The sequence below is a fragment of the Bacillus sp. 5B6 genome (assembly GCF_000259405.1).
Lineage (GTDB): Bacteria > Bacillota > Bacilli > Bacillales > Bacillaceae > Bacillus > Bacillus velezensis.
Map to the genome: position 1 here is coordinate 568111 of NZ_AJST01000001.1, position 14184 is coordinate 582294.

5 protein-coding genes and 1 pseudogene are annotated in these 14184 nt (G+C 51.9%); 3 read left to right on the plus strand and 3 right to left on the minus strand.

The features are described 5' to 3' along the window. The first annotated feature begins 36 nt into the window (after window positions 1–36). On the plus strand, window positions 37–6960 hold the full coding sequence (locus MY7_RS20005) for an NTTRR-F1 domain (RefSeq protein WP_007610009.1): 6924 nt from the start codon (window positions 37–39) through the stop codon (window positions 6958–6960). Here MY7_RS20005 and MY7_RS20010 read toward each other — a convergent pair. Then, window positions 6932–7351 carry a hypothetical protein gene (locus tag MY7_RS20010; RefSeq protein ID WP_228767511.1) on the minus strand — a complete coding sequence of 140 codons (420 nt, stop codon included), beginning with the start codon at window positions 7349–7351 and terminating at the stop codon, window positions 6932–6934. The two genes, MY7_RS20005 and MY7_RS20010, sit on opposite strands and share 29 nt — an antisense overlap. 297 nt (window positions 7352–7648) lie before the next feature. On the opposite strand from MY7_RS20010, the gene MY7_RS02785 reads away from it, so the two are divergent. After that, entirely contained in the window at window positions 7649–9646 is a 1998-nt protein-coding gene (locus MY7_RS02785) for an exosporium glycoprotein BclB-related protein (RefSeq protein ID WP_007610013.1), read from the plus strand. A 151-nt stretch (window positions 9647–9797) separates the two neighbouring features. Here MY7_RS02785 and MY7_RS19855 read toward each other — a convergent pair whose 3' ends face one another. Together MY7_RS19855 and MY7_RS19860 are read right to left on the minus strand one after the other, a co-directional pair. Next, window positions 9798–10877: a response regulator gene (locus tag MY7_RS19855; protein WP_267914100.1), complete on the minus strand. Its 1080-nt coding sequence runs from the start codon at window positions 10875–10877 to the stop codon at window positions 9798–9800. Window positions 10878–10949: 72 nt separating this feature from the next. Further along, window positions 10950–12833: pseudogene (locus tag MY7_RS19860) on the minus strand (sensor histidine kinase); the annotation flags it as partial. A gap of 234 nt (window positions 12834–13067) precedes the next feature. Here MY7_RS19860 and MY7_RS02795 point away from each other — a divergent pair. Continuing rightward, window positions 13068–14144, plus strand: coding sequence for a response regulator (locus MY7_RS02795; protein ID WP_029326012.1), 1077 nt, complete (start codon window positions 13068–13070; stop codon window positions 14142–14144). The last annotated feature ends 40 nt before the right edge of the window (window positions 14145–14184 follow it).

The following is a 14184-nucleotide window of genomic DNA, read 5'->3' on the forward strand; positions in this document are numbered from 1 at the left end:
ACGGTCAACAACGGGAAGGAGAGGGAAAAAGATTGAATGAATAATCCGATTATAAACGGAAGCTTTGAAACCGGCACATTAGCGGGGTGGAGTTCGGCAAATACCCAGATTAACAGTTTGTTTGCACATTCAGGGAGATATTCTGCGCAATTTATTGGAGCTCAGCCATATGCTTATCTCAGTCAAATCGTTCCAATTTCAGCCAAGTCAGTGACTCTATTCGTATCACTCGCAACGCTCGGAAATGAGCCAAGTCCCCAAGTAACTCTCCAGATCATCTATGTCAGCGCAGCAGGTGAACAAATCAGTTCCATTCAAGAAAATATTACACCCGGAAATTTGCCGAACGTGCTCTTCCACACATGGTCTGAAATCTATAAAACAAGCAGTGTGCCTTCTGGCGCGGCCTCTGCCGTCATTGTATTAAGTAAAGTTTCTACCGGCACGGTTTTAATAGACGATGTTTCATTGGCGCAAACCGGGGGTGAACCTGGCGTAACAGGAATTACAGGTCCCACAGGAGTGACGGGCCCCACAGGAGTGACCGGAGCAAGAGGAGCGACCGGAGTAACTGGTGTAACGGGATCAACTGGTTCAACCGGGGCAACAGGAGCGACTGGGTCAACGGGTGCACCTGGGGTTACAGGCCCAACTGGCGCAACAGGTTCAACCGGTTCAACTGGAGTGACTGGGGTAACCGGAATAACGGGAGCCACCGGAGCAACAGGAGCGACCGGAGCAACGGGATCGACAGGAGCAATCGGTTCAACTGGCGCCACAGGTCCAACGGGTGCAACCGGGCCAACAGGAGGAACTGGTTCAACTGGAATAACAGGAGCAACTGGTGTAACGGGGACAACTGGGGTAACAGGAGTAACAGGAGTAACAGGAGCGACAGGCCCAACGGGTGCAACAGGAGTAACAGGCATAACTGGTGTAACAGGATCGACTGGCTCAGCTGGTGCAACCGGCCCGACTGGAGTAACCGGGTCAACGGGAGTAACGGGCACAATCGGTTTAACCGGAGTAACGGGTCCAACGGGTTTAACCGGATCAACAGGAGAAACGGGGTCAACTGGAGTGACTGGGGCAACGGGGATAACGGGAGCCACAGGGGTTACTGGCCCGATCGGCCCAACAGGAGCGACCGGAATAACAGGTCCGACCGGGGATACAGGAGCGACTGGTGTAACGGGGACAACCGGGGTAACAGGTTCAACCGGAGTAACAGGCCCAACTGGTATAACCGGAGTGACTGGTCCAACTGGATTGACAGGCTCAACTGGTGCGACGGGATTAACTGGAGCAACGGGGTCAACTGGAGTAACAGGCCCAACTGGTATAACCGGAGTAACTGGTCCAACTGGAGAAAGCGGGTCAACAGGATCAACGGGAGAAACCGGCTCAACTGGTGCAACAGGGGCGACTGGAGAAACCGGCCCAACTGGTGTAACTGGTTCAACCGGAGAAACTGGCTCAACAGGAGTAACAGGAGCAACCGGTCCAACCGGAGTGACTGGGGTAACTGGTGTAACTGGGCCAACTGGAGCAACCGGCTTAACGGGTGCAACGGGATCGACAGGATCGACTGGGGTCACGGGTGTAACCGGGAGAACGGGAACAACCGGATCAACGGGATTAACAGGAGTGACTGGGGCAACGGGGATAACAGGAGCAACAGGAACAACAGGCCCAACTGGTGTAACAGGATCAACCGGTGCAACTGGAGTAACTGGTTCAACGGGAGAAACTGGCCCAACAGGAGCAGCAGGGCCAACTGGTATAACCGGAGAAACCGGGCCAACCGGGGATACAGGATCGACGGGTGTAACTGGTCCAACGGGAGTAACTGGAGCGACTGGATCAACGGGCTCAACTGGAGTAACAGGAGCAACGGGAATAACTGGTGTGACTGGCCCAACTGGGGCGAGTGGTGTAACTGGTCCAACTGGAGAAAGCGGGTCAACAGGAATAACAGGCGCAACCGGCCCAACAGGCCCAACCGGTTTAACCGGAGTAACTGGAGAAATCGGCCCAACGGGAGTAACAGGAGCGACTGGCTCAACTGGAGTAACAGGAGCCACCGGCTCAACGGGTGCAACGGGATCGACAGGAGCAACCGGTTCAACTGGAGTGACTGGGGTAACAGGGTCAACCGGAGTAACAGGTTCAACGGGAGTAACCGGTCCAATCGGAATAACAGGAGTTACTGGCCCGACTGGTGTAACGGGATCAACTGGAGTAACAGGATCAACAGGTCCAACAGGAGCAACGGGCTCAACAGGAGTTACCGGGCCCACGGGAGAGATCGTCCCAACTGGAGTAACGGGATCAACAGGAGAAACGGGGTCAACTGGAGTGACTGGGGCAACGGGGATAACGGGAGCCACAGGGGTTACTGGCCCGATCGGCCCAACCGGAGTAACCGGAGTAACCGGATCGACAGGAGAAACGGGATCAACTGGTGCGACCGGAGTAACTGGCTCAACCGGCCCAACGGGAGAAAACGGTCCAACAGGAGAAACCGGAGAAACGGGTGCAACGGGAGTAACAGGAGCGACAGGAGCAACCGGTCCAACTGGTGTAACGGGATCAACTGGTGTAACTGGCTCAACTGGTTCAACGGGAGTAACTGGCCCAACAGGAGCAGCAGGGCCAACTGGTATAACAGGAGAAACCGGGCCAACCGGGGATACAGGATCGACGGGTGTAACTGGTCCAACGGGAGTAACTGGAGCGACTGGCTCAACTGGAGTAACAGGAGCCACCGGCTCAACTGGAGTGACTGGGGTAACAGGGTCAACCGGAGCAACGGGATCAACCGGAGCAACGGGTTCAACTGGAGAAACCGGATCGACAGGTGCATCCGGCGCAACGGGCGCCACTGGAATAACTGGAGCAACAGGAACAACAGGCCCAACTGGTGTAACAGGATCAACCGGTGCAACTGGAGTAACTGGGGCAACGGGAGAAACTGGCCCAACAGGAGTAACTGGGGCAACAGGATCAACAGGAGAAACGGGTTCAACGGGAGTGACTGGGGCAATCGGCCCAGCAGGACCAACAGGCGCAACCGGACCAACAGGCGCAACCGGAGCAACGGGTGCAATCGGCCCAACAGGAGAAACCGGATCAACCGGTCCAACTGGTGTAACTGGCTCAACTGGTGTAACTGGCTCAACTGGTTCAACGGGAGTAACTGGCCCAACAGGAGCAGCAGGGCCAACTGGTATAACAGGAGAAACCGGGCCAACCGGGGATACAGGATCGACGGGTGTAACTGGTCCAACGGGAGTAACTGGAGCGACTGGCTCAACTGGAGTAACAGGAGCAACAGGGTCAACCGGAGAAACCGGATCGACAGGAGAAACTGGAGCGACGGGTGCATCCGGAGCAACGGGAATAACTGGAGAAATCGGGCCAACCGGAGTAACTGGTTCAACGGGAGAAACTGGCCCAACAGGAGTAACTGGGGCAACAGGATCAACAGGAGAAACGGGTTCAACGGGAGTGACTGGGGCAATCGGCCCAGCAGGACCAACAGGCGCAACCGGACCAACAGGCGCAACCGGAGCAACGGGTGCAATCGGCCCAACAGGAGCAGCAGGGCCAACTGGTATAACAGGAGAAACCGGGCCAACCGGGGATACAGGATCGACGGGTGTAACTGGTCCAACAGGAGCAACAGGAACAACAGGCCCAACTGGGGTAACAGGATCAACCGGTGCAACTGGAGTAACTGGTTCAACGGGAGAAACTGGCCCAACCGGAGAAACTGGTCCAACTGGTGTAACGGGATCAACAGGAGCAACGGGCTCAACTGGTGTAACTGGTTCAACAGGGATTACTGGCTCAACAGGTGATACCGGTGCAACTGGAGTGACTGGAGCAACAGGTGTAACTGGATCAAGCGGTGCAACCGGAGTTACTGGCGCAACCGGAGAAACTGGCTCGACCGGGGATACCGGAGCTACAGGAGAAACCGGCCCAGCAGGAGTAACGGGAACAACCGGCGCAACGGGGGTAACTGGAGAAACCGGTCCAACAGGAACAACCGGTGCAACAGGAACAACCGGCGCAACGGGCGCCACTGGAATAACTGGAGCAACTGGAACAACTGGAGAAACGGGGTCAACCGGTTCAACTGGGGAGACTGGTCCAACTGGTGTAACCGGATCAACAGGAGAAACGGGATCAACGGGAGTGACTGGGGCAATCGGCCCAGCAGGACCAACAGGCTCAACCGGAGCAACGGGTGCAATCGGCCCAACAGGAGAAATCGGAGCGACCGGTGTAACTGGGGCAACAGGGATAACCGGCGCAGCAGGACCAACCGGCGCAACCGGTTTAACCGGAGTAACCGGTCCAACTGGAGTTACTGGTGCAGCAGGCTCAACTGGACCCACGGGAGAGATCGGCCCAACAGGAGCAACCGGCCCAACCGGAATTACAGGAACAACCGGAGCAACTGGAGTGACTGGAACAACAGGTGTAACAGGCCCAACTGGCTCAACCGGAGTAATAGGCTCGACCGGCCCAACAGGAGTAGCCGGATCGACAGGAGAAACCGGAGCGACTGGATTAACTGGAGCGACCGGAGTAACAGGCTCAACTGGTGTAACAGGTTCAACCGGAGCAACTGGAGTGACTGGGTCAACGGGGATAACGGGAGCCACAGGGGCTACTGGCCCGATCGGCCCAACAGGAGCGACCGGAATAACAGGTCCGACAGGGGATACAGGAGCGACTGGTGTAACGGGGACAACCGGGGTAACAGGTTCAACCGGAGTGACTGGAGCAATAGGTGAAACAGGAGCAACGGGGCTGACTGGGCCAACGGGGTTCACCGGAGTAACAGGCCCAACGGGAGAAACAGGAGCCACAGGTTCAACTGGAGAAATCGGTTCAACCGGATCAACAGGCGCAACTGGTGTAACCGGAATAACAGGCCCAACCGGAGAAACAGGGGCGACTGGCTCAACAGGAGCAACCGGGGGAACAGGTCCAACGGGTGTAACAGGAGCAACCGGCCCAACAGGAATCACGGGTCCAACAGGAGTAACCGGGGCAACAGGAGCCACGGGAGTAACTGGTTCAACTGGAACAACCGGAGAGACCGGTCCAACTGGCCCAACAGGTGTAACAGGAGAAACCGGAGCAACGGGTATAACAGGCGCAACAGGAGCGACCGGAATAACGGGCTCAACCGGAGCAACAGGCGCAACTGGTGTAACCGGGCTAACTGGAATAACAGGCGCGACAGGCCCAACCGGTGTGACTGGATCAACAGGAGAAACCGGTTTAACGGGATCGACAGGCCCAACCGGTACAACCGGAATAACAGGCCCAACCGGAATCACGGGTCCAACAGGAGCAACAGGAGAAACCGGCGCAACCGGAGTAACAGGTTCAACCGGAGCAACTGGTGTAACGGGAATAACTGGTGTAACAGGACCAACTGGAGCAACGGGAGCAACAGGTTCAACCGGCGCAACCGGAGTAACGGGATCAACAGGTGCAACTGGAGTGACTGGGGCAACGGGGATAACAGGAGCAACAGGAATAACCGGCTCAACGGGATCGACCGGGGATACAGGAGTGACTGGTGCAACAGGCTCGACAGGCCCAACCGGAGCGACTGGTGTAACTGGTCCAACGGGAGAAACCGGTGCAACCGGAGTAACGGGCGCAACTGGCTTAACAGGCTCAACAGGGTCGACCGGAGTGACTGGTGCAACAGGATCAACCGGTCCAACCGGAGCGACTGGTGTAACTGGTCCAACGGGATCGACAGGCCCAACCGGTTTAACCGGAGAAACCGGCCCAGCAGGATCAACAGGCCCAACCGGCGCAACAGGGCCAACAGGAGAAACCGGAACCACGGGCTCAACCGGCTCGACTGGTGTAACCGGGGCAATGGGAGTAACAGGCTCAACTGGTGTAACTGGTGCAACGGGAGAAACCGGCCCAACCGGAATTACAGGAGCAACAGGAACAACCGGATCAACTGGAGTAACAGGCCCAACTGGAGTAACAGGAGCAACCGGCCCAACCGGAGCGACAGGTACAACAGGCCTAACTGGTGTAACTGGTCCAACTGGAGTGACTGGTGCAACGGGGATAACAGGAGCAACGGGATCGACAGGAGCGACTGGGGGAACGGGAACAACAGGCTCGACTGGTGCAACAGGATCAACTGGAGCAACCGGATCAACCGGATCAACTGGAGTAACAGGCCCAACTGGTGTAACTGGTTCAACAGGATCGACAGGACCAACAGGACCAACAGGTTTAACAGGAATAACGGGCCCAACAGGATCGACAGGAACAACAGGCTTGACTGGTGTAACCGGAGCAACGGGAGCAACGGGAGTAACCGGGGCAACGGGAGTAACCGGAGCAACGGGTGTGACTGGAGCAACGGGAGTAACCGGGGCAACGGGAGTAACCGGAGCAACGGGTGTGACTGGAGCAACGGGAGTAACCGGAGCAACGGGAGTAACAGGATCAACAGGAGTAACAGGGGCAACGGGCCCAACCGGCGCCACAGGCAGTACACCGGCCTTGCTCTTCACAAGAACCAACGGGCCGCTTACTGTTTACCCGCCGTTAAATACAGAAGTTCCCGTTGCTACGCTGGCAATCCCAGTTAATGCTTTGCAGAATGTAAAGCTTGATTATGCCCTCAGTGTCGCGATAACATCTGCAGCCAATTCAAACTTTGTTTTTGAGGTGAGATTATATAGGGGAACAGTACAAATTCATACAAGAACTCTGTCGCGAACTAATACTACCGCAGCTACGGAAAGTTTTTCGATTGCGGACACAACAGTGGATACTGCCCCGACCGCAGGAACAAACACGTACCAGCTGAGGATTGTTTTCACAACTGCTAATAATTTAACGGCAGCAACTGCTCTCAATATCGATTTTAACAGCATAAGTTTCCCGACAACCTAATGACAACAGCAGACTGATATTTTAAAGATGAAAGACCTGACTTATCCACAGTTAGGTCTTTTTTCTGTAAAAGCTGTGCATGATGCAGCCTTAAAGACCATTCGAAAATTTGCCCAATAGAAGTGGGATTTTGCCACACCTTTTTTTCTTGTGGAAATATTATGCGAATAGAGGTGGTGTAATGAGAAAAGGAGATACTTGGTATAACAGATACGACTCTTGGGATTACGACTGCCGGAATTGCAATGATTGTTGCTGTCATTTTCAACATAAAAGAAGAAACCAAAGGCGCAGTTATCAAAATCGGGCACATTGCTGTGAAGGATTCTGTTGCGAAAACTCTTGCTGCCATGAAAAATGGTGTCCATGCTGTCATCCAAATCATTTTCATGTAAGAGGATTCACCGGAGCAACGGGGTGCACCGGAGCAACGGGGCTGACCGGAGCAACGGGATTCACTGGAGCAACGGGATTCACTGGAGCAACGGGGTTTACCGGAGCAACGGGGTTTACCGGAGCAACGGGATTTACCGGAGCTACAGGCTCGACTGGGAATACCGGAGCGACTGGGGTAACCGGCGTCACTGGAGATCCCGGCGCGACTGGAGCCACCGGCGCCACAGGAGTAACGGGAGCAACGGGAGTAACAGGCTCGACCGGAGTAACCGGTGCCACCGGGGTAACGGGAGTGACTGGAATAACGGGCACGACTGGAGCCACCGGAGATCCCGGCGCTACTGGAGTAACAGGTGCCACAGGAGTAACGGGAGCCACAGGAGTAACAGGCTCGACCGGAGTAACCGGCGCTACTGGAGTAACGGGAGCAACCGGGCTCACCGGCGCCACTGGAGTAACCGGAGCGACCGGAGTAACAGGCGCAACTGGGATAACGGGAGCAACCGGGCTCACCGGTGAAACTGGAGTAACCGGACTGACCGGAGTAACCGGTGCAACTGGGGTAACGGGAACAACCGGAATAACCGGAGATACTGGAGCAACCGGAATAACTGGAGCCACTGGAGTAACCGGAGTAACTGGAGAAACCGGGATAACGGGAGCCACGGGAGCGACCGGTGTAACCGGGGATACTGGAGTAACCGGCGCAACCGGAGTAACCGGAGTAACCGGCTCGACTGGAGCAACCGGCTCAAATGGGATAACGGGAGCCACCGGAGTAACCGGCGCAACTGGAATAACGGGTGCCACCGGAGTAACGGGAGTAACCGGAGCGACCGGAGTAACCGGCTCGACTGGAGCAACCGGCTCAAATGGGATAACGGGAGCCACCGGAGTAACCGGCGCAACTGGAATAACGGGAGCCACCGGAGTAACGGGAGTAACCGGAGCGACCGGAGTAACAGGTGCAACTGGGATAACGGGGACAACCGGAGTAACCGGAGCAACGGGAAGCACTGGAGCAACCGGACTCACCGGAGCCACTGGAGTAACCGGCGCAACCGGAGTAACGGGATCGACCGGAGTAACGGGAGCAACCGGGGTAACGGGAGTAACGGGGGCAACAGGAGCAACCGGGCTCACCGGAGCGACCGGAATAACAGGAGCAACCGGGCTCACCGGCTCAACCGGAGTAACAGGCTCGACCGGAGTAACCGGCGCAACTGGGATAACGGGAGCAACCGGGCTCACCGGAGCGACCGGAGTAACAGGTACAACTGGGGTAACGGGAACAACCGGAGTAACCGGCGCAACTGGGCTCACCGGCTCAACCGGAGTAACCGGCGGCACCGGGGTAACGGGAGCAACAGGTATTACCGGCGCCACCGGGGCAACTGGAGCCACCGGCCTCACCGGAGCGATCGGAGTAACCGGCGCCACCGGGATTACCGGGGCCACCGGGGTAACGGGAGTAACAGGCTCGACCGGGCTCACCGGCGCCACCGGAGTTACAGGAGCGACCGGAATAACTGGAGCGACCGGAATAACTGGAGCCACCGGAGTAACCGGCGCCACCGGGGTAACAGGAGCAACAGGGATTACCGGCGCCACCGGAGTAACAGGCTCAACCGGAGTAACGGGGGTAACCGGGGATACTGGAGCCACTGGGATAACGGGAGCCACCGGAGTAACCGGATCAACCGGGGCAACTGGAGCGACCGGTGTAACCGGAGCGACAGGGATAACTGGAGCCACCGGAGTAACCGGAGCAGGCGCGATCATTCCTTATGCTTCAGGTCTTCCAACTGCCGTGACGACCATTGCCGGCGGATTAATCGGAACGGTGAGCCTTGTCGGATTCGGCAATTCTGTGACGGGCGTCAATGTCGGAGGGGGAGGTGCAATTGATCTTACCGGGGCTGGAGGAACTCTGCTGAACTTTGCTTTTTCTGCTCCGAGAAGCGGAACCATTACATCAATTGCCGCTTATTTCAGTACAACCGCAGCATTGTCGCTTGTCGGCTCGACTGTTACGATAACCGCACAATTATACAGTTCCACAGTGCCGAACAATACGTTCACGCCGATCCCCGGAGCATCCGTCACTTTAGCTCCTCCCCTCACCGGCATATTGTCAATCGGCAGCATCAGCAACGGAATCACGACAGGGCTGAACATTGCGGTAACTCCTCAAACCCGGCTGTTAATGGTATTCTCTGCCACTGCGACAGGCCTTTCGCTTATTAATACAGTGGCGGGATATGCAAGCGCGGGAGTTACGATTTCTTAAGTGAAAACGGCCAGACTGGTGCGGATCATCTAAGCTTGGAGAAGATATCACTTTTTCTTCAAGCTTTTTTGTTTTTACTTTTTGGGTAAATAAAGGCTGACGGAAATTCCCCGACAGCCGGCAGAAGTATTTACATGCCTTCGGTAGTTAATCAGTATCTTAATGAAGACGTTTTTAGTGAGTTCGAATCATCCGTTGTGCCGGGAGTGTGAATCATCATCGAAACAGCGGTGCCCTCATCCGGAGTGCTGGTGATCGTCAATTCGCTTCCGCAAAAATGTTTCAGCCGCCGATTGATATTTTTCAGGCCGACACTGCGATTAACATCAGAAGACAAAATATCTTTCTGTATGTCCGGCATGATGCCGGTTCCATTATCCTCCACTTTGATAAAATACGTGTTTTCGCCTTGTTTTTTCGCTGTCAGCTTTATCCGTCCGCCGCCTCTTTTCTTACTGATCCCGTGATGAACGGCGTTTTCCACCAATGGCTGTATCATTAAAGGCGGAAGGGGGAAGTCAATGTCCTGCTCAATATCAAAAAGGATATCAATCCGTTTGCCGAAGCGTGTTTTTTCTATAGAAAGATATGACGTAATGATAGAAAGTTCGTTTCTGAATGAGCTGATGTCCGAAGTGTTTTGAAAATCAAAACTCATCCTTAAATAGTTTGTAAATGCAGCAGTCGTTTCCCTTGCTTTTTCAATATCCAAATGGCTGAGCGCGATGATCGTATTTAATACATTGTAAAGAAAATGAGGCTTAATCTGCGACTGAAGAAACGCCATTTCTAAATTTGTGGCTTGGTGAGCCGTATGCTTCATCAAAATTAAATTTTTAATACGCGCGGTGAATTCAGAGTAATGATAAGGCTTCTGTAAGATGTCGTTTGCTCCGGCATGAAACGCCTTGTATTTGTCATGGCTGATAATGGCTGCCGTAACGATAAGAACCGGCAGATCGACCATGCTGAATCTTTCGCGGATGTTTGTGCAGACTTCAAAACCCGTCATGTCGGGCATCATCAAGTCTAATATGACCAAGTCAAGCTTCGAGGAAGAGACAGCTTGAAGCGCCTCTTTTCCGCTTTTTACTGCGATTACGTTATAAGGAACACCTTCCAGCATATCAGTTAAAATTTTCAAACTCTCGATGTTATCGTCGACGATCAGAATCGTCGGAGCATCGATTTTTTTTGAGTGATAAGGCGTGACCAGCGAAATATCCGACATTCTCTGTCCGGGCTGTGATTTAGGAAGTTCGGTCTTTGCTTCCGGTAAAGAATCAATTTGAGCGGCGGGTAACGTAAAATGAAAGGCTGATCCTTGCGCCGCCGCTGACTCCGCCCAGATGTCCCCGTTTTGGAGCTTGACGAGCTGTTTCACAATACTTAAACCTAAACCCGTTCCATCTTCTTCCGTCCCTCCCGCTTGCTGAAAAGAATCAAAAATGGTTTCAAGATCAGCCGCAGGAATGCCGCTGCCGGTATCGGCCACCGTGATTTGAATCATTTTGTCATTCAGGCTTTCAGCAGAAAGAATAATGTTCCCCTCGGATGTGTACTTGATTGCGTTTTCAATAAGATTGGTTAAGATTTGCCGGAATCGGTTTTCATCTGCAAGCACCAAAGGGAGGCCGTCCGGCACATGGTTAAGAATGGCAAGTTTTTTATGTTTGGATAAAAGCCGGTAGAAGTTCATCTCACTGCATATGACGGCATGCACATCGACGGGAACCGGACGAATCTGCAGCATACCCTGCTTCATTTTTTCCAAATCAAGAATATCATTTACGAGATCAGAAAGTCTGTAGCCCATACGGATGATCAGCTGCATATTTTCTTTCTCTTCCTCTATCGTCTTCTTTTTTCTGCCGGCTACAAGGGTTTGGCATATATTAATAATGCTGTTCAGCGGCGTCTTGAATTCGTGTGAAGTTTTGGCGATAAATTCATCTTTCAGTTGGTCGATTTTGACTAATTTCCGTGAGAGGACTTCATTGTCCCGGAAAGCTCCTGCGAATTGCTGCGCCATCAGAAGAACCACCGCCAATAAAGCGATGACTGTCGGCAATGAATAGAGCGAATTAAAAGAAAAAGCCGTTTTGCCGCTGTAAGCTGAAATGGTCGTAAGAATCACAAAAGCGCTCATCGAGACGGATGCGAGTGTAAGGTACGTGCTTCCTTTTATTTTTCTTATGGCGGCAATCGTAAAAATATATGTAATATAAAACAGAGTCGTAACGGCAAGCACAGAATGTAAAATGTATGAGAGATGGTCAATGAAACTTCCGGACATAAAATCAGTGATCAAGATGGTCCCGGATAAAGCGGTTAAAATGGTGATCGTCGTTTTTGAGACAATTTCTCTGTATGCATAAAAGAGATAAAGAAAAACCGCCATGCTGACAAGCACGGTTGAGATGATACGCAAGGAATTCAGCAATGAAAATGAAATAGACGGAAAGAGGAGAAAGATAATTCTTTCTTTCCCGATCATAAGAATAATGGCAGAAAAAAGCAGACACATCACGGAAAAGAACAATAAATGTTTATCCTTTGTCCGTTGCAGAAAAAAGCCGAGAAAATATAAACCGGTAATGAAAAAAGCCGTAATCATAATGGAATCATTGAAAAAGGAAATTTGATTCTCGCGTATAATTTGTTCCTGAGTCCCAAACGTTATCGGTTTTGCGATCCCCCAGCCGGGAACTTTTCCGAAATTCGAAAAATGCAGGACAAGTTCATTGTCACCCTTGCGAAGCCTGAAAAAGCTGCTGTACGGTTTGTTCTGCGCCTTAAAATCAGCTTTTTCTGAAGGATTGCCGCTCTGTCCGATTACTTTTCCATTAAGATAAAGGCGGTTTGAACTGTAGATATAAGATGTGCTGATCCCCAGAACCTGATTGTCTTCATTTGAGCGGATTGTCAGTTTGTACGTTCCGTAATCCACGTCGGCCGTTTTTCCGAACAGCTTCACATTGACGGGGACATCAACGAGTACGGGATTTTTTCCTTTTGCTGAATGAAGAGCCTGCGGTGATAGCATCTGATTTGGATATAGAATCCATTTCCCGTTCAGCTGGACATTTCCATCCTTTTGAAAATCCCACTTTTCCAGATTGATCACGCCCTGTTCCGCTTGAGGGAGGGATGATCCTGAAAAATAATTCAGGACCATAAAAATCATAAAGAAAGCGGCATAGCCGCAAATAATCGAAATCGAAATAAATTTTTCTTTCACATCATTACTCCTTTATCCCATTCAGGGGCATTCTATTATCCTATGTAATGTATAAATATTGTAATCACAAACGTTATAATACAACAAGAGAAAGAAAAAGAATCCAACTATATAGGGCGTTGGACATGGTATAATTGAAATTATTTTCAGGTATATCTATATTGACGGGTGGGATGCGGTTTGAAAGCGTTAATTGTGGATGATGAGGAACTGGCATTGCTTCATTTTAATCGTATGCTTGAGCGGACAAACGCCTTTCAATCTATTATAACGTTTCAAGATCCGGCGGAAGTTCTGGAGCATTCGGAGCTTTCAGCAGCTGATGCGGTGTTTCTTGACATTGAAATGCCTGGGATAAACGGTATTGAGCTTGCTGAATCGATTCAGGAGCTCAATGAAAATATCCAAGTTATTTTTATCACCGCTTATAATGAATTCGCGATCAAAGCGTTTGAATTAAATGCTGTCGATTATCTTTTAAAACCGGTTGACCATGCCCGGCTGCTGACAACTGTTGAGCGAATCCGAATGAATAAAAAACTCAGGACGGCAGAAGAGAATACCGGGACGGATTATGTTATACAATGTTTTGGGAACCTGGACTTTTATCAATCGGTAAATGGTGTCAAAACATACATAACAGTCAAGTGGAGAACATCCAAAGCCCGTGAACTGTATGCATTTTTACTTCTTAATCAAGGGCGCACAGTCAGTAAAGACATGCTGATGGAAATGTTTTGGCCTGCTTATGATATATCAAAAGCAAGCACCCAGCTCTATTCGACAATATATCAGATACGGAAATTAATCGGTCAGCTGCCCTTCAGCCAATCAATAGAAAATACCGATATAGGATACATTCTCCGGCTTTCCGGGGTAAAGATTGATACAGCTGAATGGGAAAAAACATTAAAAGAGGCTCCTCCGCTCAGCGCAGCTGCACTAACCCGGCACATGAACATTGTCATGTCATATGAGAACCATTATCTCATGGAGAATGGCTATCTGTGGGCGGAGCCGGAAAAAGCGCGTCTTGCCCATCTGTGGCTCAGCAAAGCGTACGAACTGATTGGTTTTCTCATCCAAGAGAAGAACGATCATCAAGCGATGGACATTTGCCTGCAGGTTGAGAAAATAGAGCCCGGTGACGATAAAATTATACAATACAAACTGCAGTTATTTAATAAACTGGGAAAGGTAGAAGAGGCGATAAAGGAATACGAACGCTATAAACAATTGAAGGATAAAATCAATTGACGATTGAATGACCGGACCGGCTGATGCCGGTCTTTTTTTG

Bases quoted from the DNA above. Each gene is read 5' to 3' on its own strand.
- MY7_RS20005 (WP_007610009.1), top strand. From the start codon at position 37: ATGAATAATCCGATTATAAACGGAAGCTTTGAAACCGGCACATTAGCG.
- MY7_RS19855 (WP_267914100.1), bottom strand. From the start codon at position 10,877: ATGTCGGATATTTCGCTGGTCACGCCTTATCACTCAAAAAAAATCGAT.
- MY7_RS20010 (WP_228767511.1), bottom strand. From the start codon at position 7,351: ATGAAAATGATTTGGATGACAGCATGGACACCATTTTTCATGGCAGCA.